Annotated in this window: 21 protein-coding genes; 7 read left to right on the forward strand and 14 right to left on the reverse strand. The window is 51.2% G+C overall.

Translation table 11 applies throughout. The features are described 5' to 3' along the window. The first annotated feature begins 770 nt into the window (after positions 1-770). On the forward strand, positions 771-4,010 hold the full coding sequence (locus P1X16_RS19000; RefSeq protein WP_277232249.1) for a SusC/RagA family TonB-linked outer membrane protein: 3,240 nt from the start codon (positions 771-773) through the stop codon (positions 4,008-4,010). Positions 4,011-4,016: 6 nt separating this feature from the next. Continuing rightward, on the forward strand, positions 4,017-5,522 hold the full coding sequence (locus P1X16_RS19005; protein ID WP_277232252.1) for a SusD/RagB family nutrient-binding outer membrane lipoprotein: 1,506 nt from the start codon (positions 4,017-4,019) through the stop codon (positions 5,520-5,522). A 92-nt stretch (positions 5,523-5,614) separates the two neighbouring features. Here P1X16_RS19005 and prfB read toward each other — a convergent pair. The 8 genes from prfB to P1X16_RS19045 all read right to left on the reverse strand — a co-directional run bounded on the left by prfB (position 5,615) and on the right by P1X16_RS19045 (position 14,558). Continuing rightward, positions 5,615-6,692 (reverse strand): peptide chain release factor 2 gene (gene prfB / locus P1X16_RS19010; protein WP_277232254.1). Its coding sequence is split into 2 segments (ribosomal slippage): positions 5,615-6,631 and positions 6,633-6,692, totalling 1,077 coding nucleotides; the frame shifts between segments, so codons are not numbered across the junction. Positions 6,693-6,886: 194 nt separating this feature from the next. Beyond that, complete coding sequence (locus P1X16_RS19015; protein ID WP_277232256.1) at positions 6,887-7,951, reverse strand: branched-chain amino acid aminotransferase; 1,065 nt, start codon at positions 7,949-7,951, stop codon at positions 6,887-6,889. A gap of 169 nt (positions 7,952-8,120) precedes the next feature. Next, complete coding sequence (locus tag P1X16_RS19020; protein ID WP_277232258.1) at positions 8,121-8,669, reverse strand: cob(I)yrinic acid a,c-diamide adenosyltransferase; 549 nt, start codon at positions 8,667-8,669, stop codon at positions 8,121-8,123. Positions 8,670-8,880: 211 nt separating this feature from the next. Further along, positions 8,881-9,609, reverse strand: a complete 729-nt coding sequence (locus P1X16_RS19025; RefSeq protein WP_277232259.1) for an ABC transporter ATP-binding protein — start codon at positions 9,607-9,609, stop codon at positions 8,881-8,883. 11 nt (positions 9,610-9,620) lie between these two features. Next, on the reverse strand, positions 9,621-12,683 hold the full coding sequence (locus P1X16_RS19030; RefSeq protein WP_277232261.1) for a hypothetical protein: 3,063 nt from the start codon (positions 12,681-12,683) through the stop codon (positions 9,621-9,623). A 6-nt stretch (positions 12,684-12,689) separates the two neighbouring features. After that, positions 12,690-12,977, reverse strand: coding sequence for an Asp-tRNA(Asn)/Glu-tRNA(Gln) amidotransferase subunit GatC (gene gatC / locus P1X16_RS19035; RefSeq protein ID WP_277232263.1), 288 nt, complete (start codon positions 12,975-12,977; stop codon positions 12,690-12,692). Positions 12,978-13,003: 26 nt separating this feature from the next. After that, positions 13,004-13,861 carry a lysophospholipid acyltransferase family protein gene (locus P1X16_RS19040; RefSeq protein WP_277232265.1) on the reverse strand — a complete coding sequence of 286 codons (858 nt, stop codon included), beginning with the start codon at positions 13,859-13,861 and terminating at the stop codon, positions 13,004-13,006. Between the two features lie 118 nt (positions 13,862-13,979). Continuing rightward, positions 13,980-14,558 carry an NUDIX hydrolase gene (locus P1X16_RS19045; protein WP_277232268.1) on the reverse strand — a complete coding sequence of 193 codons (579 nt, stop codon included), beginning with the start codon at positions 14,556-14,558 and terminating at the stop codon, positions 13,980-13,982. A 574-nt stretch (positions 14,559-15,132) separates the two neighbouring features. Here P1X16_RS19045 and P1X16_RS19050 point away from each other — a divergent pair. Next, a complete protein-coding gene (locus tag P1X16_RS19050) occupies positions 15,133-15,375 on the forward strand; it encodes a hypothetical protein (protein ID WP_277232271.1) in 243 nt (80 codons plus the stop codon). A gap of 112 nt (positions 15,376-15,487) precedes the next feature. After that, positions 15,488-16,063 (forward strand): ribonuclease HII, encoded by a 576-nt coding sequence (locus tag P1X16_RS19055; RefSeq protein ID WP_277232273.1) that lies wholly within the window; start codon positions 15,488-15,490, stop codon positions 16,061-16,063. Positions 16,064-16,168: 105 nt separating this feature from the next. Here P1X16_RS19055 and P1X16_RS19060 read toward each other — a convergent pair whose 3' ends face one another. The 3 genes from P1X16_RS19060 to P1X16_RS19070 all read right to left on the reverse strand — a co-directional run bounded on the left by P1X16_RS19060 (position 16,169) and on the right by P1X16_RS19070 (position 18,617). Next, complete coding sequence (locus P1X16_RS19060; RefSeq protein WP_277232276.1) at positions 16,169-16,600, reverse strand: response regulator; 432 nt, start codon at positions 16,598-16,600, stop codon at positions 16,169-16,171. 68 nt (positions 16,601-16,668) lie between these two features. Then, positions 16,669-18,204 (reverse strand): ATP-binding protein, encoded by a 1,536-nt coding sequence (locus P1X16_RS19065; protein ID WP_277232282.1) that lies wholly within the window; start codon positions 18,202-18,204, stop codon positions 16,669-16,671. 47 nt (positions 18,205-18,251) lie between these two features. Further along, the gene (locus P1X16_RS19070; protein ID WP_277232286.1) at positions 18,252-18,617 is read right to left on the reverse strand and encodes a CZB domain-containing protein; all 366 of its coding nucleotides are present in this window, start codon (positions 18,615-18,617) and stop codon (positions 18,252-18,254) included. 266 nt (positions 18,618-18,883) lie between these two features. On the opposite strand from P1X16_RS19070, the gene gcvT reads away from it, so the two are divergent. After that, a complete protein-coding gene (gcvT, locus tag P1X16_RS19075; protein WP_277232289.1) occupies positions 18,884-19,993 on the forward strand; it encodes a glycine cleavage system aminomethyltransferase GcvT in 1,110 nt (369 codons plus the stop codon). Positions 19,994-20,145: 152 nt separating this feature from the next. Next, positions 20,146-20,877 carry a 2-phosphosulfolactate phosphatase gene (locus P1X16_RS19080; RefSeq protein ID WP_277232291.1) on the forward strand — a complete coding sequence of 244 codons (732 nt, stop codon included), beginning with the start codon at positions 20,146-20,148 and terminating at the stop codon, positions 20,875-20,877. A 71-nt stretch (positions 20,878-20,948) separates the two neighbouring features. Here the strand turns inward: P1X16_RS19080 and P1X16_RS19085 are convergent, their stop codons facing one another. Both P1X16_RS19085 and dtd read right to left on the reverse strand, forming a co-directional pair. Further along, a complete protein-coding gene (locus P1X16_RS19085; RefSeq protein WP_277232294.1) occupies positions 20,949-21,275 on the reverse strand; it encodes a nucleotide pyrophosphohydrolase in 327 nt (108 codons plus the stop codon). Positions 21,276-21,341: 66 nt separating this feature from the next. Next, on the reverse strand, positions 21,342-21,791 hold the full coding sequence (gene dtd, locus P1X16_RS19090; protein WP_277232297.1) for a D-aminoacyl-tRNA deacylase: 450 nt from the start codon (positions 21,789-21,791) through the stop codon (positions 21,342-21,344). A gap of 172 nt (positions 21,792-21,963) precedes the next feature. On the opposite strand from dtd, the gene P1X16_RS19095 reads away from it, so the two are divergent. Then, the gene (locus P1X16_RS19095; RefSeq protein WP_277232299.1) at positions 21,964-23,490 is read left to right on the forward strand and encodes a hypothetical protein; all 1,527 of its coding nucleotides are present in this window, start codon (positions 21,964-21,966) and stop codon (positions 23,488-23,490) included. 65 nt (positions 23,491-23,555) lie between these two features. On the opposite strand, the gene mltG is transcribed toward P1X16_RS19095, so the two are convergent. Beyond that, a complete protein-coding gene (mltG, locus tag P1X16_RS19100) occupies positions 23,556-24,617 on the reverse strand; it encodes an endolytic transglycosylase MltG (RefSeq protein ID WP_277232302.1) in 1,062 nt (353 codons plus the stop codon). Positions 24,618-24,880 lie beyond the last annotated feature (263 nt).

Here is a 24,880-nt window from a genome sequence, read left to right on the forward strand (position 1 = left end):
AACTAGTATTGTGGTCCATATTAGGATGAATTCCAGGCCATTGAAAATAATAGTAACAAAGTAGTTTTTAATAAATTACTTGCTTGTGTTTCAACAGCATATGACGTAAATTAGAATAACTAAGTAAAATAGTATTAAAGTGTACTCTATTCAGGTGTAGCCGATAAATTAAAATTCAGGGTGATTTGTATTATTCTTAGTAAATAGGGTTGTCTTGTTAATCATAAGATTAAACCACTTTTAATTATAATTAGTATAAATTTATACTAATTATGGACTAAGCTTTGTTGTCAGATATATTAAGGAAATTACATGGCACTTTAAAGTCGTATATATTATTACATACAATTCTTTGTGTAGAGATTTTAATCTTAATGTATAAGCATTGTATAATTTATATAAATTCTAGGCTTATTTAGCCTACATAGTTCGACATAGTGTTAAGTCTATTAGCATAAGAATATGTAAGGCTGACTTAAAGCAATTTATTGTGGATATTGGAGAGTGTTAATCTATAGGCATGTTTCTTGAAGATTATGTATGCATGAAGTGCTATAGTTGTACTAATTTCAAATTTTTACTAAAATAATTAAGTTTATTGCAATAACAGGTAAGTGGATTTCTATGAATTACAATAGATTATAAGTAGGTATGATTAAGAGATAGGATTGATTTAAGTAGGATTTAGCATGGGAGCAACCAAATTATTTGTTAAGTTTGGGATAAACTTTCTTAAATTATTCACCTCTACTCACCTAACGCTCACCTTTATGAGAAAACTTCTCCTGAGTGCGCTTTTAGTGTCGCCTGTCTTGATGCAGCAGGCAGCGGCACAAAATCGCAATATCACGGGCCGCGTAACAGATACAGCTACTGGTCAGGGCCTTCCAGGCGTAACTGTACTTGTTAAAGGTACTTCAATTGGCGCTTCCACAAGTGCTGATGGATCCTACACTTTGAGCGTTCCAGCAACTGCTACAACTCTTACATTCAGCTTTATCGGATATACGAGTGTTGAGCGTCCTATAGGTACAGCATCTACGGTAGATGTTGGACTTGGGACGGATACCAAGCAACTTAGCGAAGTTGTTGTAACTGCTTTAGGTGTAGAAAGAACCCGCAACTCGTTGCCTTATTCTGCAACACAGGTGGAAGGCCAGAGCATTACGGTGGCTCGTAACCCTAACCCGGTTAATGGCTTATCAGGTAAGGTGGCGGGTGTTAACATTCGGCAAAGCAATACACTTGGTGGATCCACTAACGTGACCATCCGGGGTACTAAATCGTTGTTTGGTAATAACCAGCCTTTGTACGTAATTGATGGGGTTCCTATCAGCAACAACAACACCAATACTGCTACTCAGCAGACAGGGGGTGGGGGCTATGACTATGGCAATGCTGCATCGGACCTCAACCCTGATGACATTGCTACAACTACCATTTTGAAGGGTGCCGCAGCTACTGCTCTATATGGTGAGCGGGCTTCTAACGGTGTAATTCTTATTACTACCAAAAAAGGAAGAAAAGGCTTAGGAGTAACTATCAATGCGGGTATCACTGGTGGACGCATTGATAAAAGCACGTTTATTAAGTACCAAAAGGAATATGGTGCTGGATATGGCACCTATTTCGATGAGTACGATGTTAATGGCAGCACTTTTGATCTTGCACAGCTAGCAGCCGATGCCTCTAACGGACCTCGCTTTGACCCAAGCCGGTCTGTCTATCAGTGGACTGCTTTCACCCCTGGTAACCCCAATTTTGGAAAAGCTACCCCTTGGGTTGCTGCGCAAAATGACCCATCGGAATTTTTCAAAACGGCTACAACGCTAAACAACAGCATTGCCATTGATGGCGGTAATGACAACGGCTATTTCAAACTCGGATATAACAGTGTTCGAGACAAAGGCATTTTGCCGAACAGCGAGGTAAACAAGAACATTGTAAACTTTGCTGGCTCGCTGAATTTGACGCCACGCTTGACCACTAGTGCTTCGGTCAATTTCTCGCAGGTTAGTGGCAGAGGTCGTTACGCTACGGGTTATAGCGGTGCCAATAGCGACAACTTGATGACTAACTTCCGGCAATGGTGGCAAACGAACGTTGATATTAAGGATCTGGAGGATGCTTATAATTACCAGCGGCGAAATGCTACATGGAATTTAGGTAGCGCAACACCTGGTGCCACTGGTGCCTATTGGAACAACCCGTACTTCACCCGTGAGCAGAGCTACGAAACAGATTCTCGCTATCGGACCTTCGGCAACATTGCGGCTACTTACAAATTCGCCGATTGGTTTAACGTATTAGGACGTGCAACGCTTGATTCGTACGATGAAGGGCAGGACGAACGTTATGCAGTAACATCGGTAGGTGTACCAAGCTACACTCGTTACAACCGTACGGGCCGTGAGCTTAACCTTGACTTGATAGGTAACTTCTCGGCAAACATCACAGACGCTGTTAGTTTCAAAGGCTTGGCTGGTGCCAACATCCGTCGGGAACAGTTTGAGTTTATTAGGTCGGCAACCAACGGTGGGCTTGTAGTGCCAGGGCTTTACACTTTAAGCAATAGCGTTGAGCCATTAACTGCCCCAACTCCTGGTGTTGATGAAGTAGCTCAGCAACGCGGGGTAGACGGTTTGTTTGCTAGCGCTACCTTTGGCTTTAGGGACATGTTGTTTTTGGACCTGACTGCTAGAAGAGACAAATCCACTACGCTGCCTAAAGACAACAATGCCTTTATCTACCCCTCGGTAGCAACCAGCTTTGTTTTCTCTGAAGTACTGAAAGAGTACGACTGGATTTCTTATGGTAAGGCGCGAATCAACTATGCTGAGGTAGGACAAGGAGCTCCTATCCAAAGCGTAAATGATGTGTATGATAAACCAGCAGCTTTCGGCTTGGTGCCTTTGTTCTCAGTTGTAGGTACGAAGAACAACAACCAATTAAAGCCCGAGCGCACGAAAAGTGCCGAAGCTGGTGTAGAAATGGCCTTTTTGCAGAGTCGCTTAGGCTTTGATGCCACGATTTACCAGCAAAATACTATCGATCAGATCATTCCAGTAAACGTGTCAACGGCTACTGGCTACAACGCACGTTTCATTAACTCAGGTGAAGTTCGCAACAGAGGTATTGAATTGACAGCGTTTGTGACGCCGTTCAAATCCGACAATTTTAGTTGGACGGTTAACGCTAACTGGACTAAAAACAAGAATAAAGTTCTTTCCCTCTATGGGGAAGGCGATGAACTTGTAAGGAGTATACAACTAGCTTCATACCAGGGCGGTGTCTCGTCAAATGCAACAGTAGGCAAACCTTTTGGAATTATCAGAGGAAACAATTTCGTTTACCTGAACGGACAGAAGGTAGTACGTACCAGTGGATACTATGCGCTGAGTCCAACCGCCAACGAAGAAATTGCTGATCCGAATCCGGATTGGACGGGAGGTATTTCGAATACGTTCAACTACAAAGGGCTTTCTCTGTACTTCTTGGTAGATATTCGTAAGGGTGGCCAGGTGTATTCGCTTGACCGGGCTTATGGCCTCGATAGTGGCCTGCCTGATGAAACAGCTGGTCTCAACGAGTTAGGAAACCCGTCGCGTAATTCGATTGCTGACGGTGGAGGAGTACTTTTCCCCGGTGTACAATCAGATGGAACTCCTAACACGGTACGTGCTGACAACAGCACCGAAAGCGGATCAACTGCCTACGGTATTACTTATAATCCAGCAGCTGCATTTGTGTACGATGCTGGTTTTGCCAAGCTAAGAGAAGTAGCCTTAACGTATTCCTTGCCGAAGTCTGTTCTGTCTAAAGTAGGAGGAGTAGGGGTGAAAGGAATTGACTTGTCGTTAGTTGCCCGCAACTTGTGGATCATTCATAAGAATCTGCCTGACGCAGATCCAGAAGATGCACTCAGCATTGGCAACTTTGGTCAGGGATACTCGACTGGCGCCTATCCTTCTGTTCGCACTATTGGTGCTAACGTTAGACTTAGCTTCTAAACAACAATGAAAAAATCAATCTTGATTGCTTTGTCAGCTGTTGCGCTGACAACTTCCTGCGTGGATTCGCTGGAAGAATATAATGTTGACCCAAAAAGAGCTGCTGTTGGTACGGCCCCTGGTGTGTCGTTCATTTCTAATGCAGAGCGTAACCTAGTTCGTACTATTAATAGTGCGAATACCAACCTGAACCCTTTCCGTTACTATGTGCAGTATTGGGCTGCAACTGACTACCCAACGGAGAGCCGTTATGATATTAACACACGTAATATCAACGGGCTGTACTGGAATGCTTTGTACCGAGATGTACTACGCGACTTGCGCGAGGCTAAGACGGTAATTAATGCCGATCCAGACCTAGCACCTGACGTTAAGGCAAACCAATTGGCTTGCGCTGAGGTATTGGAAATTTACACTTGGACTACATTAGTAGAAGTGTTTGGTAACATACCGTATTCACAAGCTTTAGATATCAACACTCCTCTACCAGCCTACGACGACCAAGCTACGATCTACAACGATCTTATCACGCGGCTGGATGCTGTCATTCCTAAGTTTAAGGTAAATGCAGGCTTGGGTGATTCGTCGCCTAGCTTCGATTTGATTAATGACGGGAATGTGGGCTTGTGGGTGAAGTTCGCTAACTCTATGAAGCTGCGAATGGCACTTACTATTGCTGATGTTGATGATGCTAAAGCCAGAACAATGGTAGCGGCTGCTGCTGGTAATGTGCTTACTTCCAATGCCGATAATATTGATTTGACGTACAATGGTACGTTCCCTAACACGAATCCTTTGTTTGAGGATTTGGTTAGAAGTGGGCGGCGTGACTTTGTTGGTGCTAACACTTTCATCAACCGGTTGAAGGGTACAGAAGGCCCCGTACAAGGAATAGTTGATCCACGTTTGGATGACTACTTTAACGAAAACCAGGCGGGAACTTACGCTGGAGGTATACCTGGCTCAACCAACAACAAGAACACCAATTCGGAGGCTAGCGACGAGCTTCGTGAGCAGACCTTACCGGGTGTGGTTATATCGTATGCGCAGGTTGAGTTCATGTTGGCTGAGGCCGCGGCAAGAGGGTATGCCGTAACAGGCTCAACTGAATCGCATTACAATGCAGCTATCAGGGCGTCTATTCTTGAGTGGGCCAGCTATGCAGGGCCTTCAAACACACCTGCAGACGTAGTGAATGCAGCAACAGAAGCAACGGCTTATCTAGCTAATCCGGGCGTGGCGTACGCTACTGCACCAGGTGCTGACTTCCGGGAGAAAATAGGGTACCAGAAGTGGATTGCTCTATATAATCAGCCTACGGAATCGTTCAAGGAGTGGAGAAGACTAGATTCGCCTAAGCTGACAAGATCTACTCGTTCTCTGACGGAAATTCCATTGCGTTTTCCTTATCCAATTGCTGAACAAAACGTCAATGGTACAAACTACAACGTAGCTTCTTCTGCCATTGGAGGAGATGTGGTAACGACCAAGTTGTTCTGGGACAAGCGTTAACTGCAAATGTTATTGAATAAAAAAGGCTGCCAATTTTGGCAGCCTTTTTTGTTGGTGATTATTCAGCTAGGTGCTGTGAATCAATAAATGCGCTAACTCTGCATCAGGTACCCCTTGATATACTCGTCTAAATCTCCGTCTAGCACATTCTGCACGTCGGTGCGCTCGATGCTCGTACGCAGGTCTTTGACGAGTTTGTAGGGATGGAGCACGTAGTTACGGATTTGAGAACCGAAGTCGATACGCTTCTTGCTGGCTTCTACTTTGTCGCGCTCGGCGTGGCGCTTGTCCATCTCGATTTGATAGAGGCGCGATTTAAGCATGCGTAGCGCGTGTTCTTTGTTCATAAGCTGGCTACGCTCAATCTGCACGGCGATGATGATACCGGAAGGCGCGTGCGTAAGTCGTACGGCCGTTTCCACCTTGTTCACGTTCTGTCCACCGGCACCGCCCGCCCGAAAGGTGTCCCAGCTGATATCAGCAGGATTGATTTCGATGTTGATGGTATCATCAATGACAGGATAAGCAAATACCGAGGCGAACGAAGTGTGGCGCCGGCCGCTGCTGTCAAAGGGAGAGATGCGCACTAAGCGGTGTACGCCGATTTCACTTTTGAGGTAGCCATAGGCAAAATCACCATCTATTTCCAAGGATGCGGATTTGATACCAGCACCTTCGCCAGGCTGATAGCTGATTTGACGTACACCAAACCCATGGCTTTCCGCCCACATGATGTACATACGCATCAGCATTTCGGCCCAATCCTGGCTTTCGGTGCCGCCAGCACCTGGGTTGATGTCAATAATGGCCGACAGTTGGTCTTCTTCGTCGGAGAGCATACGCTTGAACTCCAACTGCTCTATTTTCTTGACGGTGGCGTCGTAGTCCGCTTGCATTTCTGCTTCGGGTACTTCACCTTCCTTGTAGAAGTCGAAAAGCACCTCGGTATCGGCTACGGCTTGCTGCACGGCTTCGTAGTCGTCGGTCCAGGTCTTGATGGCTTTAACTTCGCGTAAGGTAGCTTCGGCGGCTTTGGAATCGTCCCAGAAGCCGGGGGCAGTGGTTTGCACCTCGGTAGCTACTACTTGAGCTTTGCGATTATCGTAGTCAAAGGTACCTCCTCAGGGCCTCGGCGCGGCCCTTCAATTCCTTTACCTGATCTTGGGTCATCGGGAATATAGTATGTGTGAATGGGTATGAGAGAAAAACAAAGGTAGCCGGATTAGTGGCTTAGGCTGAAAAAAGGCTAGTAGCGTTAGCTTGATCACGAGGAAGGACCTCCTATGGATAGCGTCGTAACCTCATAAAAAGGCTACTAGGTTATCCGTAAGAGGTCCTTCCCTGCAGTGAGTAGCTTGCAAAAACTACACAGCTACCATCCAGTTGTGGGTATCGGGTGCTTGCCCTGTGCGGATAGCATGTAAGGCCGCCGTGGCACGGGTTGAAAAGCTGTTGGTACCGGGGGTTGGCAACTCATAGTCTTGGCCTTGATACCCAACAACGGCAATAGGCGCAATGGTAGCAGCAGTGCCTACTCCAAATGCTTCTTCTAGCTTGCCGGCCGCTAAGGCATCCATGAGTTCAACCGCCGATACTTTACGCTCTTCTACTTGCATGCCCCAATCGTGGGCCAAGTCAAGTACGCTGCGGCGGGTTACCCCATCCAGAATAGAGGTGCTCAGGGCTGGCGTTATCACCTTGCCATCAACCACAAAAATAGCGTTCATCGTTCCTGATTCTTCTACATAGCGGTGCTCGGAAGCATCGGTCCAGATGAGTTGGTTGTAGCCTTCCTGCTGCGCTAGTTTGGTAGGATACATAGCCGCGCCGTAGTTGCCCGCGTTTTTGGCATAACCGGCGCCACCTTCTGCGGAGCGTACATACCGCTCCTCGAAACGCACTCGCAGCGGCTTATTGTAGTATAGGCCCACCGGGCAGGTGATAATAACAAGCCGATACGATTCGGAAGGACGCACACCCAGGAAACCGTCGGTGGCAAACATGAACGGACGGATGTAGAGGGCACTACCCGGTGCGTCAGGTACCCAAGCGTTGTCAACTCGGATAAGCTGACTTAGACCTTGCATAAACAACTCTTCGGGCACTAGCGGCATGCACATCCGCTCGGCCGAAGCATTGAGGCGGCGGAAGTTGTCGTAGGGCCGAAAAAGAGCAATGTCACCATCAGCATTTTTGTAGGCCTTCATGCCTTCAAAAATAGACTGACCGTAGTGCAGAGCCGAGTTAGCTGGACTTACGGGCATATCGCCGTAAGGCACAATTTGCGCGTCCTGCCACTCCCCGTCGCGGTAATCCGCCACGAACATGTGGTCGGAAAAGGTCTTACCGAACTCTAGGCGTTCGGGGTCCAGCTGTTGCAGGCGTGAGGCCGTGGTGCGCTGAGTCCGGATGGTGAGGGTGTCGAGCATGAAAATCAAAGAAAAAGGGATAGGAATGGGAATTTGGTAGGAGGGGAGCGGGGGCTGCGTGAGGCAGCTAGGGTACGATTGAAACGAGGTAAATGAAGTTCTCGTTTCCGGTTTCTGGTTATCGTTTAGTTGCTACGAACCTACAGAACGAAAATTAAAAAGCAACTATTTACATTCTAGGCAGCCAAGTTACTTCCTCGGCTCCGAGGTCGTGGGCCATCTGCCGGCTGAGAACAAATAGGTAGTCGGATAAGCGGTTCAGGTACATCACAACTAAGTCGGCCACAAACGAATCTTCGCGCAGGTGAATCACCAACCGCTCGGCGCGGCGGCATACGCACCGCGCTACGTGCGCAAACGACACCGACTGATGACCGCCCGGTAAAACGAACACCCGTAGTTCCGGCAGTTGTGCATTCATACGGTCCATTTCCTCCTCTAGCAGCGTCACATCGGTGTCATGCAGGTCGGGTATTTTCATTTTCGACTTCTCAGGGTCGGAGGCCAGTGAAGCCCCGATAGTGAATAGCCGGTCCTGAATCTCCTTCAGCAAGCTGCGACGGGTAGCATTTACATCTTGGTCGCGAAGCAAACCGATATAAGAGTTGAGTTCATCCACGGTGCCGTAGCAGTCAATGCGTAGACTGGATTTGGGTACCCGGGTCCCGCCTATGAGAGAGGTAAGGCCTTGGTCGCCGGTTTTGGTGTAGATCTTCATGAAAGAAAAGTTAGCGCTATTGCCACACAGATAACATTGCGTTTCAAACCCGCGCTTGCGACCAAAATGGAAACGTCATGCCAACAAAGAAAAACCTTTTCTTCGTCAGTGTGCTAAGTAAAGGAAGGTAACACACCAACAACAAAAAGGTCTTTTCTTGGTCAGAATGACGAGCGGCTTACTCTCGGTAAGCAAAGGCAATAGTGCTGAGCTATAGTTGCTTGGCGGCCTGCTCATGGTGCAAGGCTACGTCAGTATTTATTTGGTCGGACTCGACAAGGCCATCGCGCAAGCGCACAATACGGTGCGCATAGCGGGCAATATCTTCTTCGTGCGTTACCATAATAATGGTGTTGCCCTTGGCATACAACGCCTCGAAGAGGTCCATGATTTCATAGCTGGTCTTCGAGTCGAGGTTACCAGTAGGCTCGTCGGCGAGGATAATACTAGGGTCGTTGACGAGGGCACGGGCTATAGCTACGCGCTGGCGCTGGCCACCCGACAACTCGTTGGGCCGGTGTTTGGCACGGGTGTCGAGGCCTACGCTCCGCAGGGCTTGCATGGCTTTCTCTTCCCGGTCGGGCTTGCTGTAGCCAGCATAAATGAGGGGAAGGGCCACATTGTCGAGCGAGGTAGCGCGAGGCAGCAAGTTGAACGTCTGGAAAACGAAGCCAATCTCTTTGTTCCGAACATCAGCTAGCTGATTATCGCTCATACGGCTTACGTCTTTGCCGTTGAGTATGTAATTACCGTTGGTTGGGGTATCGAGGCAGCCAACGATATTCATCAGTGTAGATTTACCAGAGCCAGAGGGGCCCATGAAGGCAACGTACTCACCACGTTGAATGGTGATGGTAACTGAGCGCAAAGCGTGAATTTCCTCAGTACCCATACGATACATCTTTGAGATGTTATGGGTTTCGATAACGGGGTGCAGCATAGCCGGCCGGGTTAGTTCCAGGGAGCGACCACCGAGTCCTGAGTTGCACGGCGGGCGCCATAAGTGGTACGAAAGGTAGCGTATTCGGGGGGTGAAAGCAATGTACGAAGCTTGTCGAGGGAGGTCGTAGCATACTCTGTCAACCCCATCGGAATAGCAGCTAACGTATACGCCTTAAGTAAAGAAATAGACTCAGGGTTATATTCAACTGCACTTTGCAAAGTTGAATACGCTGTCTGATAGTCGCGCTGCTGGGTGTAAAAGTCGGCTGCGGCGAGGATTCCTGCCTCTTCAAACGGAGCCTCTCGCACGAGCTGTGTGAATAGCTGTTGAGCTAGTTTCGGTTGGTTTTCTAACACAGCTACCGCCGCCCGATAGTATAGGCGCTTGGGTTGATCAATCGGCAGGAAAAAGCCTTTTTCAGCTAACTGATTCAATTCAGCGGCTTTTTTCTGGCGCAGCAGCAACTCGCCCCGTACTACATTCCAAGCGGAAGCGGTGGCCGTCTTATCCTGTGTTGGCTCAGGATGGAAGCGCGTTAAGAGTTGCTGAACCGTGGCCAACTGGCCCTTCTGCAGCGCACGAGGCAACTGCTCCAACAAAGCTACTTCACGGTACCGCGGATTTGTTATATTAACGATATAATGTAGTAAAGTATCAAGATAAGGCGAGTTGCCACGCAATACAACGAATTGTGTTTTTACGGAATCAGAAGCAGTAGCATATTGTGAATTAAAATTTAACGATAGTAGCTGCTGTAACCCATGAGCTGGCTGATGCAGGCTGGAATCTGGTCCTTGAACGACTGCCTGGGCTACTGCGCGTGCTGAATCTAGCTGCTGATTTAGGGCCAACGCATAGACCCGATTCAAGCGGGCTTCGGCGTATCCGTTGCGGCCAGCTTCTGCAAGGCGAGTAGCGGCCGAGCCATAAGCTCGTTGCTCAAGTAACCACAAACCTTGTACGTTTTGGTAGTAGGCCGCGCTAGGAGTAGCACCTACCGCAAGCGGCAGTAAAGTGGCTTGGGCAGATACTGCCCGGCCACCATAGTGTTGCACAAGCGCCTTCAAAAAGGTGAGCTGCTCGAAGTAAGCGCTATTACTAGGCCGTTGTGCCAACTGGGAAAGAGGCTTTAGGTAACTTGTGTCCTGCTGCTGTACTTGGCGCAAGGTGGCGTGGTAAAGCCGGGCAAATTCTGGTACAGTTAGATTGGCTGCGGCGTCGGGCGTCAACGCTGGTACGGATTGCGTATTGCTGGGGTGCAGTTGGCTTAGTAGCAATACGTTGCTTTGCCAAGCCGCATCCGTCGCCTTGTTTTCCTGTTGCACAAGTTTCTGCGCTTCGCCAAACTGCTCGAGCTGCAACAGATAAGCCAGCCGATTGGCTTGTACTACCGGACTGTTGGGAGCGGCGGCTTCGGCCCGGGTTAAGTACCACATCACCGAGTCGGTGAGGGTGGAGCGGGTATAGAGCTGGGCGAGGTCATTGTTGAGGCTGGCGCTGGCTGGCGTACTTTTCAAGCCTTCCCGCAAGGCAGCCAGCCGGTCAAAGAAGTCAGTGGGCTCATTGTAAAGAGCTGCCAGGCGTAACGACACCTTCTCGGAGGAGCGGCGGCTGAGGGCGCGGCGCAAAATATTGATTTCGTTTTGGCGCTGAAGCCGATACCGATACAACGCAGCACGGCCAAGGCTGGCTTTGTGGTTGTGTTCGTCGAGCACGTCGCTCTCGGCGTAATACCGTTCGGCTAGCAAGGCTAATGCGTCGCCTTTAGGATCTAGCTCACTTTGCAGACGCGTTAGGTCGCCGAGGTTGTTGTAGTAGCCGGCCTGTACTTGGTGTAGTGTCTCGAAGTTGTAGCGAAACTCTAAGGCCGCCAAGCCAGCAATAGTTAGCACATACGCGGCGTATAAAGGTAGGCGGCGTGGCTCGTACACTACGCGGTATACGCGCAACCGCTGCCGGATAAGCGGCCCAAAGTTGACCAGTACATACAACAGAAACGCTGTTCCACCAATTAGCAGCGTTAAGGCTGTGAACTGGCGGGCGGCTAACAACAGCGGGTCGTTAGCGGTGGCAAAGGCATACCCTAGAAAGCCGGCCGCTAACGTCACGAAAATTAGATAGAGGTGCGCTGCTGCGGGCCAGTAAGGAACCAAGTCGCCGTAGGAAGCGGCTCGGCGTTGCAAACCCAACCGCCCAATCACTACAGCCGGTAGTAGTAGTACCAAGGGGTCGAACCGTACACCTGGCAGAATAAGTAACTCCCCACCATTCCACAAGTACATGCCCAAGATGCCTAGGTAAAGCACACTTGAAGCCACAAATGGGAGCAATCCGAAGCGGCTGGCAGGATTTTCAGCTTGCGTGTTGAACCACAGCAGCCCCTGAATATTCTCAAATGCTACCCACAACACTAATAAACCTACTATTACAGCACCACCAAGGGTAGCAAAGCTGGTGAGGTGCAACGCAGTTTCGTCAGACGAAAAATTGGAGCGAGCTAGAAGTAGGGCGCTCAAGCCCGCAACCAGCACCCCGAAAACAAGCAGGCGGCGGCCTAGCGGCACCTCCGTCCAGAAGGCATGGAAGGCGTAGGCTGGCAAACCTAGCGCCGCCAGTGCCAGGATCAGAAAGTATTGTTCCTGTGAATTGAAAACACCCAATAAGTCGGCATTGAGCGACATCAGCAGGAAAATAACTCCTGCCATGCTCGCCACAAAGGCGGGTCTTTCCAGCGTACTGACTACGGCCAGAAAAGCAGCTAACGACGCTGCAAACAAGCCCAACAGCGCCCACGCTGCCTCCGGACGGACGTAAGGCCCTACCATGTCGTGGGTTTGGGTAAGCAAGTAGCTGTTTACCCGGAGCGGCAATTCGGCGAGGCCCACGCGCACCTCTGTCAAGGTGGTGGGCACAGGCTTGAGTTGCGCTACTGCTTGCACCGGCAAGGCAGCATCGTCGCCAGTGAAGTAATGATAGATGGCTAAAAGAATAGCCCCAATAGCCAGCACCAGCAGGCCTAGCAGAAACGGACTACGCCAGGAAGTGGCGTGGGAAGCAGAAGTCGTGGGCACCAGCAGTTAGTCCAGCACTTTAGGTACGCGGAAATAATCCGAATCCTTACGCGGCGCGTTACGCAAGCCATCTTGGTGGCTTACTGTGTTATGGGCTTCGTCAGGCCGGAGCACGTTGATTTCGTGCGACAGATGCACCAGGGGTTCCACGTTGCTGGTATCAAGTTGACGCAGTTGGTCCACCCAATCCAGGATTTCGTTGAGGGCTCCTAGCATCTCCTGCTCTTTCGATTCGTCGAGTTCTAAGCGGGAGAGGTGCGCTAGCTGGCGCAAGGTGGTGAGGTCAGTGCTCAAGAGAGTGGTAAATTATAAGTTGAGATTTATGAATTGGGTAAAGCCAACTCAGAAGATTTTTCGGATGAGGTTTCTGGAGCTTGTTTGGAAGCAACACTAGGCAACGTATTGCGGCGCCAAGTGCTCCGCTCCGGAATGCCCGCTGCGTCCGGCCGAAAAGCACTGGCAATAATGTCGGCAGTGCGATTCTTGAGAGCGGGAGCATCAGCTGCCGTAAGGCCAGTAGTAGAAATTGGCTCGTGTAAGATGATTTGCAGCGGTGAGTACCGCACGCGCAACCCTCCAACATCCGGCATGAAACGGTGGTTCAGCGTCATCGTAATCGGGACCAAAGGCACACCGGCTGCAATAGCCAACTGAAAAGCACCGTCCTTGAACTCTTCCAACTGCTCACCGGGCTTTTTGGAGATAGAGCCCTCTGGGAAAATGATTACAGAGCGTCCAGCTTCCAAAGAGCGGCGAGCCTGCACCATGGCCCGACCCCGGCTCATGGCATTGTCCCGGTCGACAACAATATAGCCTCGGCCGAAAATTGGGCCCCACACGGGTACTTCAGCCAACGATTTTTTTCCCATGATATTCAACCAGCCAGGTATGGTTTTGAATAGCAACGGAATATCGATGTAAGAACTATGGTTAGCTACATACACGCAGGGCTGGCCAGCAGGTAGAGGGTTTTTCCGCACTATATCCACTGGCATCCCCCACATCCGGATGAAAAGCCTACTCCACCCGCGGTTGAGGCTGTGCAGATAACGGTGCCACTCTGGCTTCTGGCTCAGGGCCCATTGTACCGGATACGTGACTACAAACGGCGTTACAAACCAGAAGGTCGCCCAAGTGGTGTAGAGTCGATGGCCGATGTAGCGCAAAAGGTGCCGCATATAGCAAAGTTAGGAAGTTGTCTGACGTTGTTGAACAGAACGCTTGAATGCGGCATTATGCCACCCGTATAAGCAGAGCCTGTACTACAGCATTATTCACAGGCTAGCTCATCTGCTACTAACTCACTCGACTGGCAAGCACCTTTTCTGCTTTCAACAAACCCGCTACACTTACTGCATCCGTTATCTGATTGTTCATTACCATCCGCACAGCTTCGGTTAGCGGGAGCTTCCAAATTCGAAGGTCTTCGGTTTCTTCTGGTTCTACCTCGCCGTGCTCTAAGTCCTCGGCCAGAAATACAAAGCCTTCTTCATCGGTAACAGAGTTTGAGGTGTGTAAACGAGCAATGTTGGTCCAGCGACGAGCCAGCAAGCCCGTTTCTTCTCGTAACTCACGTTGCGCCGATTCTAGTATGTCCAGTTCTACCGGACCACCGCCCATCGGAATTTCCCAGCTGTACTCGTTGAGCGGATAACGATATTGACCTACTAACCACGTGTTGCCCTCAGCATCTACAGGCACAATGCCTAATGCTTTGTTTTTCATCGAGACAACGCCATAAATTCCTCGGCCTCCCCCCGGGTTTACGACTTGGTCTTCACGGACACTTATCCAGGGATTGTGATATTTTACTTCAGTGCTAAGAACTTGCCAAGGATTGTGGTTTTCGTCTAGTTGAGGTTTAGAGGAAGACATAGTAGGATGATAGAAAGATTGAAATTCAGGCTAAAGGTAAGGCCATACTCTGTTTTTGGTGTCCGTCGGGCAGAATCACTAGTTGACCGGGTAAATCGGCCAATTGACCAAAAAGTATGTAGATAACCGATTGAGAGTAAGTAGTTTTGTCATACTCAATTATAGCGCGGGTGGGTATTTGTGGAAAGGAAGGCTTCGCTCGCGCAGCGTCGGAATGGTCCTAGGAGTAGGGTGGATGATTTTTATGATCATCCGACGCAATTATATTAAAGGGGCTGTTGCGTTGGAAGGCGGCAGCCCCTTTTATTTTCCCTCTGTGCTGTGAAGTTCAGTTCTATTTGCGTCGAGGGGTTCTCGTATACTGACCTGTAGCAGCAAATAAAAGCACGGGGAAGGCGCCAAAACCCGGTACCTAGAAAGAAGCTTTTGTAGAGCTAAAAACGCACTAATGTCGCTCTCAAGCTATACAGCAGAAGCGCTTCCTTAGGCCAAGATTCTACATCAACCTGCTGTACCGTGTCGCCGTACCAAGCAAGAGCCGACCGTTCACATTCCGGTTGGCATTTTGTTGTTTATGGCTAATAAGTCAAAAAATCAGGAAAATCAGCAGGAACCTGGCGACCCATTATTCAACCTTAAGCATGCACAAGCGGAGTCGGAACTAAGCACCAATACGGGTGGTCTTGGCCCGATTAGCAACGAATACGTCACGAGCGACGAAGACGATGAAATTGATGAGGGACCACGCGACAAGCAAGGCTTACGCCGTGGCGAGAATCCTCCTACCACGGGCTCCACGGCTGGCAGCCACAAGTAGCCTCAATACTTATAACGCTTAACACTTCCTGAAAAAGGCATCTCCGGCCGCTACGGCTCCCGGAGATGCCTTTTTTGATAATGTGCTGCTTAAGCTGCTTTACCTTTGCAGGATGTTACTTGCCTCCCATACCGGTCATCCGCTCGAAGCCGGCCTTGACGAAGCCGGCCGGGGCTGCCTAGCCGGGCCAGTTTTTGCCGCCGCCGTTATTCTGCCGCCTGATTTTAGCCCTAAGTATCTCAATGATTCCAAGCAGCTCAGCGCCCGTCGCCGCAGCGAGTTGCGAGTTGATATATGCCGAGAAGCTGTAGCGTGGGCGGTTGCCGAAGCCTCGCCCGACGAAATTTCCAGCATCAACATTGCCCAAGCTAGCTACTTGGCTATGCACCGTGCCGTTGCGGCTTTGTCGGTGCAGCCTACTCATCTAGCCGTTGATGGCAACCGTTTCCGACCTTATAGCACAATAGAGCACACTTGCCTTATCAAAGGAGATGCTCGTTACCGGCACATTGCAGCGGCTTCTATACTAGCCAAAACGTTTCGCGACGAGCGAATGACAGAGTTGGCTGAACTACATCCAGAATATGGATGGGAGCAAAATGCGGGCTACCCAACGCTTCAGCACCGGGCTGCTATCCGCGCGCACGGCACAACAGAACACCACCGAATGGGCTTTCGGTTGCTGTAATAGCGAAGTATTGACTTAAAAAAGCCCGTCGTGCTAAGCTTGCTTATGCATGACGGGCTTCTTCTTATTAAATCGAAGCCTCAACAGAAGCATCAGTAGTTCAAATCAGTGATTATCCTTCAGCATCAGCAAGTCTAGGAATAAGCTGAAGCCGTCGACGGTTGAGCCACCTTCGCCAAATTTGTCGAAGTTTAAAGGCTTTATAATGTAGCCGCTAACGGCTAGGTTTTTAGCTTTGAGCCGGTCGGTATCAAGGTCCGAGGTGGTCATGATGAACACGTTGAGACCAACAAATTCAGGATCGGAGCGGAGTTGTTCTAGGAGCTCCAGACCATTCATGCGCGGCATATTGATGTCGAGCATCACCACGCGAGGTAATTCTATCTTCTCCTGACCACCTTCGCCACGCAGCATATTGAGTGCCTCACGACCGTTACGGGCAATATTAAGAGGTAAGTCAATATTGTTCTTGCGCAATTCGCGCTGCACGTTCATGATGTCCATCTGGTCGTCTTCGACCAAAAGAATACTAGGCATAGCAGGTGTCGGTTAGGTGAGAAATAGAGCTAAATGTACCCGTAGGCTACCGACTATACGGTTGAGGCTTAATTTAGTGTTGATATTGTGCTATTAGCTCGGATTTCAGCGCTTGTTCGGCTTTGGCGGGGCCACGTGAACCGGAATGTTGCGCCTTCACCTTCCTTCGAATCAACCTGAATGGACCCGCCTTGTCGTTCCACTATTTTCTTCACAATGGCCAAGCCAACACCCGTGCTTTCGAGGGTATCGCGCTCTGTGAGGGTTTGGAAGATGACGAAGATTCGTTCGTGATAGTCGGGGTGGATGCCGGGGCCGTCGTCGGTTACCGAAAATGTGTAAAACTGCGGGTCTTCGCTGCAAGCAATGTACACGGTGCCTGATTCGGGATGGTCGTGGTATTTAGCAGCGTTGCTGATAAGGTTGGTAAATACCTGTTGCAGCTGTACCCGGTTGGTGACCAGTGTGGGTAGATAAAACGGCAACTCTACTTTGAAGCCTTCGGGTAGGCTCAAGGAATCAATAATTTCGCGTAATAGCTGCCGCACGAAGACTGGCTCATCGGCTTGGGGCGAGCGGCCCACGCGGGCCAAATCCAGAATGCCCATAATGAGCTGCTCCATGCGCTTCACACGCACCCGCATCAGCACCAGAAACTCCCGGATATGCGCAGGAATATCCTGCCCCATATCCTCCTCAATCCAGCGCGAAGCACTTTCAATGCCGCGCAGGGGCGCTTTCAAGTCGTGCGACACAACGTAGGCGAATTGGTCTAACTCCTGGTTGCGGCGTTCCAGCTGCGTGATGTTGTTGTCGATGGTCATGGCCATCTGGTTGAGCGAAGCAGTTAGCTCGCTTAGCTCGTCGCCCTCCGAATCTCGAATGTTGGTGCGGTACTGGCCCGCGGCAATGCGCGAAGAAAGCTTGACCATGGTATGAATCCGGTGGCCGATAAGCCGGATGATGTAGGTGGCCCACAGCAAGCCAAGTAAGATGGCGAGCAGCGTAATGCCTACCGAAATAAACCGGGTTTCAGTGATGCTCTCTTGCAGCCTAGTGCCCTGCTTGATGCGTTGCTTACGCTCTTCCTGATCGAAGCCGGCGAATAATACCCGAATCTGGTCCATCATGAGCTTGCCTTCCAAGCTTTCCGCCAGCTTGCGATGCTCCACTCCCACGAGCCCTTCCTGGCCAGCAAAGCGGCGTTGCGCTTCGCGCTTCTCACTTATGAGCAGATGCGAGTAGTTGAGCCACTCCCGAAACATTTTCTGAGCCCGCACTATACGAGCGTATTGCGGACTTTCCGGGTCTAGCTCGCTGAGTAGCTGCGAGAAATTTCTCAGCATGTACCGTTCCCCTTGGTGGTAAGGCTCCAGTACTTCCTCTTTCCCAATAAGCAGATAGCCGCGAAAACCAGTCTCCATGTCGACGATGTTGCGCATGAGCATGGAAGCATCGGCGAAGACGCGCTGCGAGGCCTGCACTTGGCGGGCATTGCGCAACACTTTGCGCGAGAGTTGATAATTGACGATTACCACTCCCACAAACAGCAACAAAACGACTAGAAAGCCAGCAAAGAGTTTGGTGGAAAGCTTCAGCTTCATGCAGGCGGGGCGGCGAAGGAAACGGTAAGCCGAAAAGACAAAGGCAATTAGAGGCCCGTACGCAGCTTCTGCTCCATAGTTCGCATCAGGGCGGTGATATGGTCGGCGAGCTTCTCTACGGCACCCAAGCCGGACAGTGCTTGCTCGGTTTGGCCACGGTCGTGCATATCCATGAGGCGGTTAGCTTCGTGATGAATTTGCCTATGCAGGCGGTCCAGCTCGCGCGACTCAGCCAAGTGAGCGTAAGCGCCTAATGCTCGGTCTTGAATCCAGTGACCCAAAGCGCATTGCATAGGGTCGCGAATAGGGCCCTGGTTGATCTTGCTGCCATATAGATAGGACCGAAGCTTGGACTTGAACAGCAAATGCTTCACCATCCCCGATTCAAAGTCTTGCTTCAGTTCGTCGGTCATTGCAAAAAGCGCTTGAAAGCAAGCGCAAAATCAGGAGTAAAAGAAAGGAAACTACGAAGCTGACTATACATTATCTGCAAAGCAAATGTTCAGCTTCCTTGTAAAGATAACAGTAGCCGCCTGCCCGTTAGAATTAGCTAATTTCGCCGCCTAGTACAACGCGTTGTTCTACCGTGCCCAAAAACCTACGATGCTCGTGTGACAACTATCTGGAAATTTTTCTGCGTCGGAACTGCACTTAAACCTCGAAACAAGAACCTATACAAATGGCCGAAGACCTTAAAACCGTAGTCCTGAACGACGTACACCAGCAACTAGGTGCCAAGATGGTGCCTTTTGCTGGCTACAATATGCCCGTGCGCTACTCCTCCGACCTCGATGAGCACCGCACAGTGCGCCGCGCGGTGGGTATTTTCGACGTTTCGCACATGGGCGAGTTTCGGGTGCGCGGACCCCAGGCCCTCGACCTGATTCAGCGCGTAACCAGCAACGACGCCAGCAAGCTGGCGCCCGGCAAAGCCCAGTATTCGTGCCTGCCCAACGAAGAAGGTGGCATTGTGGACGACCTGTTGGTGTACAAGCTAGCCGAGGAAGACTACCTCCTGGTGGTGAATGCCTCCAACATCGACAAGGATTGGAGCTGGATTCAGCAGCACAACACCGCCGGGGCGGAAATGGAAAACGTATCAGACGAAATCAGCTTGTTTGCCGTGCAGGGCCCCAAAGCCGTTGCCGCGCTCCAAGGGCTGACAGATGCCGACTTAAGCTCTATTCCGTACTACTCGTTTGTGCAAGGCACGTTTGCTGGAGCGCCCAACGTTATTATTTCGGCTACCGGCTACACCGGCGCGGGCGGATTCGAGTTGTACGTACCCAACGAGCACGCCCGGCAGGTATGGGACAAGGTGATGGAAGCTGGCCAGCCCTACGGCCTGAAGCCCATCGGCCTCGGCGCCCGCGACACGCTGCGCCTGGAAATGGGCTACTGCCTCTACGGCAACGATATCAACGACGAAACTTCGCCGCTGGAAGCTGGCTTGGGCTGGATTACCAAGTTCACCAAGGACTTCACCAATGCCGATAAGCTGAAAACGCAGAAAGAAACGGGCGTTGCCCGCAAGCTGGTGGGCTTCTTGATGGATGGCCCGGGTATTCCGCGGGGGCACTACGAGCTAGTAAATGAGGCCGGCGAGAAGATAGGGGAGGTAACGAGCGGTACTCAGTCGCCTTCGCTCAGCAAAGGCATCGGCCTCGGCTACGTGCAAACCCAATTTAGCGCGCCCGGCAGCAAAATCTTTGTTCAGGTGCGCGGCAAGAACCATCCAGCCACGGTGGTTAAGTTGCCTTTTGTGCCCGGCACCGAGGAAGAGGCATAGTGGTTTTGGTCTTTAGATAGTAAAAAATAGTAAAAAAAGGTCGTCGTGTTGCGCTTGCTGAAGCGCTTTGGTAGTGCCGTACCCAGAAGCGGTTATGGCTGCCAAGTGGGTTCGGCAAGCGCGGCACGACGTTCCTGTTGATTGAAGCAGTTATGCCTACCCTTGATATTTGCTTTTCGCCTGAACTACTAACGCTTTACGACCTGCGTGGTCGGGTGGCGGTGGTAGTGGATGTGTTGCGGGCTACTTCCTCTATTGTAACGGCGCTTGCGCAAGGCGTCACGCATCTGGTGCCGGTAAGCGAGGTAGCCGAGTGCCAAGCTATGGCCGCGAAAGGCTACCTGACCGCCGCCGAGCGCGACGGCCGCCAGATGGAAGGCGTGGATCTTGGCAACTCCCCGTTCGGCTACTTAGATGGAGTTGTGACGGTGCGCGACCGGGCCGTAGCCATTACCACCACCAATGGCACCCGCGCCTTACACCTGTCTCAAACCGCCGACACGGTAGTAGTAGGCGCTTTTCTAAACCTGAGCGCCGTTGCCGATTTCGTGCGTCGTCAGCAGAAAGACGTGGTAGTGGTATGTGCAGGCTGGAAAGGTAACTTCTGCTTGGAAGACACGCTGTTTGGTGGTGCGTTGGCTTATCATTTAGCAGCCGAGTTCAATACCACGGATTCTGATGCTACGCTGGCCGCCCTCGACTTATGGCAGGCGGCGCAACCCGACGTGGCTACTTACCTGCTCAAATCGGCCCATGTTCGGCGGCTCAATAACCTGGAAGCACATAAGGACATGGAGTTTTGTGTGCGCCAAGATGAGTACGATGTGGTGCCGGTGTATAGTGAAGGCCGTATTGTAGCCGCTTTACAATCCGTGCAGCGTTGAAGACTAGTCTATATAAAAAGCGAGGGTGCATCGATTAATGCACCCTCGCTTTTTATATGGACTAGTCTCGTTTATTTCAGCTTTTCGTTGTTGCGGTGACGGTCGGCATCGCGGAGGGTTTTCTTTTCTAAGTTGCGCTGCAACGCTTCGGTGAGGTTTACGCCGGTTTGGTTGGCCAGGCATATGACGACGAATAGTACATCGGCTAGCTCGTCGGCCAATACTTTGTCTTTGTCGGATTCTTTGAAAGACTGCTCGCCATACTGCCGGGCAATGATGCGAGCCACTTCGCCTACTTCCTCGGTGAGCATAGCCATATTGGTTAGCTCGTTGAAATAGCGGATACCAGTGGTTTGAATCCAGGTGTCAACAGTTTGCTGTGCTTCTTCGATAGTCATGGGAAAGTGCGGTTGTGAGGGGAGTAGTTGTAAAAGGCGGAGTTGCTGGCCTTGGTTTGCGTAACCTCACTTTTCTGGCGAATCCAGCACAATGGTCACGGGACCGTCGTTGAGCAGTTTCACTTGCATGTCGGCGCCAAACTCACCGGTGGCAACAGGTTGCCCTAGAAGCTGCTCCAAGCGCTGCACGAATTGCTCGTACAGCGGTATGGCAATGGGCGGCGGTGCAGCGCCAATGTAGCTTGGACGGTTGCCTTTGCGAGCATCGGCTAGTAGTGTGAATTGGCTAACCACCAGCAGTTGTCCCCCAATGTCTTGTACCGAAAGGTTCATCTTGCCGGCTTCATCCGAGAAAATGCGCAACTGCACTAGTTTGCGCGCCATCCAATCGAGTGCGGCGGGTGTATCGTCGGGAGCGAAGCCAGCCAGTACCAGCAAGCCAGCGTCAATTTTACCTGTAATGCGCCCTTCAACAGTGACGCTAGCGTGCCGGACACGCTGTATGACGGTGCGCATAAAGCAGCTACGTAAGTGGGCAATAGTGACGAGAACTGCTTGCTCGAACTTCCGCAGCTCTTTTTAGTGGCAGATGCGCGAACGATACAGGCTGTGGGCCATCTACCTCACGGGCAAAACTAGCATCTTGCGGCTTCATTCGTAGCTGACTGTTTTGCGCTCCAGTATTTCCTTGTCTACTTCACATAAGGTGCTGCTGCCTTCCGTTCTGGCGGTGTCAGTGGTGGTAGCGGTGCGGCTATACGGGCTAACCGAGGCAGCATTGCCCGATTACGATTCGGTGCGCAACTGGCAGATCGTGCAAGAGGTGGCGCAGGGCAACTTGCGCAACTTGTTTCACCACGGCAGCCCCGCTTTTTCCTTGCTACTAGCGCCTGTAGCGTGGTTCACCACCGATTACCGCGTATACCAGCATCTGAACGCTATGCTAGCCATAGCAGCGCTAGTGTGGCTAGTACACCTTGTGGGAAGGCAGCAGCGCTTAACAGCAGTTGAAACAGCACTGCTGCTTGTTTTCACGGGCACTTCGGTATTTCTTACGTTTTCGGGCCGCGACTTTACAATGGGCTCGATGAGCCTGCTGGTGTTTGTAGGTTTGCTGCAAACTCACTACCGACGGTTGCAACAGCCAAGTGTACAGGTATTGATGCAGACAGCAGGTTGGCTGGCGCTCGGCCTGAGCGTCAACTACAAGTTTCTGCTTACACTGCCGATTCTGGTGTTGTTGGAACTGCTGTACGGCCAAAGCTTATTATGGCGCCCTGCTGCGCTGTGGCGTGTTTCACTGATTCTACTTGTGCCTTATCTAGTACTAGGCTTGCTAGGCGCGGTGGGGGGCTTGCCTTGGTATCGTTGGCCGGCTGTGTACTACAACCTAGTGTTTCCGGGGGCAACTAATGCTGCTGGTCGTACCGGGCACTTGCGCTTCGACGGGCTGTACTACCTGCGTTACCTCTGGGACTTCGAGTCGCCGCTGTTGCTGCCAGGCTTGGCTGGTGGAGTAGTATTGGGCATACGGCACTGGCTACAATGCCAGCCCTGGTGGAAGCCTCCTATCAGTCTGCCGACGTACTTGGGAATATGGGCAGCGTGTTTTCTGGTGGGTATGTCATTGCTGCTGAAGGCACCGCGCGGCCTGTTGCTAGTGTATCCACTGTTCTATATTCTAACGTTTCTGTTGCTGCGTCGGCTGATACAAAGTATGCAGCTAAGCACACCGGCTACAATAGGGCTTTTGACGGGCGTGCTGCTAGCAGCCTCAGCCTTCAACTTGTTCCGGATACAACGTGAAATCTACGCTTATACGTCAACCCACTATGGTGCCATGGCCCGGTTACTGCATGCTCGCTCGCCCGGATCAGTGCGCGTAGCTAGTTCCCTCGGCATTGGTCTGCGGCCGTTCTTAGCAGCCACTGATACGGTAGCATTGGTGACAAATGAGAAGGAGCTACCCATGTGGCGAAGGCAGCAGTTCACGTACGTACTCCTCGATTCCTATTGGCGCGTCACCAACTCGCCCAACTTCGATTCTCTCCGCCATCAGCCACCCTTGGTGGCGTTATCGGAGCCGCTGCTTACCTCGCCGTTGCTGTTCCTCGAACATTCCGAGTACACTGGGCTTGGCTACGTGCAAACACTAGCCTTACAACGCGCTGCTTGCCAAGATTCTGTTCAACTTCGCTTGTATCGGCTGCAGTGACAAGCGAAGTTATGAGTCCAGGTATCTAACAGCGTCACTACGCACTTAAAACGCAGCTTCATCACCTACCGCTTTATTCCTAAACTGTCTAGGCGGTGCTGGTAGCGGCGGGCGTTTTTCTTGTGTTCGGTGAAGGTTTCGGCAAAATCAGAATAACCGCTGCCGTCGGGGCGGGCGCAAAAGAATACGTATTCGTGGGCAGCGGGCTTTAGCACTGCGTCTAAGCTTTGACGATTCGCGGAAGTAATAGGACCTGGGGGAAGGCCTTTGTGCTTATAAGTGTTGTAAGGCGAGTCTACAAGCTTGTCTTTGTTGAGCACCCGCTTCACCCCAAAGTTGCCGATGGCCCACAGCAACGTAGGATCGGCTTGCAGGCGCATGCCACGGCGCAGCCGGTTCAGGTACACGCCGGCAATAACCGGTTTATCTTCCTTCATAGCCGTTTCGCGCTGCACGATACTAGCCAGCACGTGTACCTGCATCGGCGAAAGGCCGAGCGAATCAGCCCGCTGCTGGCGCTGGCTGGTCCAGAACCGACGATGCATGGCCGCTGCCGAATCCAGGAATTGATGGGCCGAGGTGTTCCAGAAAAAGCGGTACGGGCCGGGCAAGAACAAAGTCAGCACGGTGGTGGTGTCGAGATGGTAGCGGCGAGTCAAAAACGTGTTATCGTTCAGCAGCTTCCGCAGTTCCGTAGAATCGGCTTCGAGCTGTCGGCTGATTTGCCGGGTTAGCTGCGGCTTGTACTTGAAGGCATTGAGGGTGAAGTCGAGGGTGTCTTGCTTGCCCTGGAGCAGCATATCCAGCAAGTCATCGTTGCCATACGTTGGGTTGAGGCGGTAGCGGCCGGGGCGTACCAGCCGGGGGTAACCTCGTTGCTCAGCCAGCCACTCGAACGTGCTTAGGTTGCGCAATAGCTCATGACGTCGCAGCGAATCCAGTACAGCCTCATAGCCCGTGCCCGTTCGGATATAGAGGTAAGCTGCACCGTAGGGCGAAACGGCCATATTGGGCTCCCAAAGCATCCGCCAAGCAGCGTAGAATAGGCTGCCACCTATCAGCAAAGCAAGTAGCAGCACATACCAAAGCAAGCGGCGCGGGGTGTTAGTGGCGTTCGTACTAGGCAAAAGGAATTGATTCTGGTGATGGAAACGGATGCTAGCGTGGGTGGCTATACCCAAAAATAGTCTGCACAGTTCCGGTATACTTGTTTGTGGCTTTTGCTGAGGCAATAACTGTGTTGTGAAGACAAGTAGCGCCAGCCCGACTCGTAAGCTTTATAGCCAGTAGGCTAAAAAGATGCCTGAATTAATATCTGATGCAGGCCTAGGTTATTAGTTAAGCCATAAGCAGCACAGAAGGCCAGGCAGTAGGCACTAAGTACTTGGAT

It is taken from the genome of Hymenobacter sp. YC55 (genome assembly GCF_029433095.1).
Lineage (GTDB): Bacteria > Bacteroidota > Bacteroidia > Cytophagales > Hymenobacteraceae > Hymenobacter.

Coding starts and splice junctions, on each gene's coding strand:
- P1X16_RS19065 (WP_277232282.1), bottom strand. CDS start 18,204: ATGAAGCTGAAGCTTTCCACCAAACTCTTTGCTGGCTTTCTAGTCGTT.
- P1X16_RS19045 (WP_277232268.1), bottom strand. CDS start 14,558: ATGTCTTCCTCTAAACCTCAACTAGACGAAAACCACAATCCTTGGCAA.
- P1X16_RS19085 (WP_277232294.1), bottom strand. CDS start 21,275: ATGACTATCGAAGAAGCACAGCAAACTGTTGACACCTGGATTCAAACC.
- dtd (WP_277232297.1), bottom strand. CDS start 21,791: ATGCGCACCGTCATACAGCGTGTCCGGCACGCTAGCGTCACTGTTGAA.
- P1X16_RS19070 (WP_277232286.1), bottom strand. CDS start 18,617: ATGACCGACGAACTGAAGCAAGACTTTGAATCGGGGATGGTGAAGCAT.
- gcvT (WP_277232289.1), top strand. CDS start 18,884: ATGGCCGAAGACCTTAAAACCGTAGTCCTGAACGACGTACACCAGCAA.
- P1X16_RS19025 (WP_277232259.1), bottom strand. CDS start 9,609: ATGCTGCACCCCGTTATCGAAACCCATAACATCTCAAAGATGTATCGT.
- P1X16_RS19080 (WP_277232291.1), top strand. CDS start 20,146: ATGCCTACCCTTGATATTTGCTTTTCGCCTGAACTACTAACGCTTTAC.
- P1X16_RS19020 (WP_277232258.1), bottom strand. CDS start 8,669: ATGAAGATCTACACCAAAACCGGCGACCAAGGCCTTACCTCTCTCATA.
- P1X16_RS19055 (WP_277232273.1), top strand. CDS start 15,488: ATGTTACTTGCCTCCCATACCGGTCATCCGCTCGAAGCCGGCCTTGAC.
- P1X16_RS19060 (WP_277232276.1), bottom strand. CDS start 16,600: ATGCCTAGTATTCTTTTGGTCGAAGACGACCAGATGGACATCATGAAC.
- P1X16_RS19005 (WP_277232252.1), top strand. CDS start 4,017: ATGAAAAAATCAATCTTGATTGCTTTGTCAGCTGTTGCGCTGACAACT.
- P1X16_RS19015 (WP_277232256.1), bottom strand. CDS start 7,951: ATGCTCGACACCCTCACCATCCGGACTCAGCGCACCACGGCCTCACGC.
- P1X16_RS19040 (WP_277232265.1), bottom strand. CDS start 13,861: ATGCGGCACCTTTTGCGCTACATCGGCCATCGACTCTACACCACTTGG.
- P1X16_RS19050 (WP_277232271.1), top strand. CDS start 15,133: ATGGCTAATAAGTCAAAAAATCAGGAAAATCAGCAGGAACCTGGCGAC.
- P1X16_RS19000 (WP_277232249.1), top strand. CDS start 771: ATGAGAAAACTTCTCCTGAGTGCGCTTTTAGTGTCGCCTGTCTTGATG.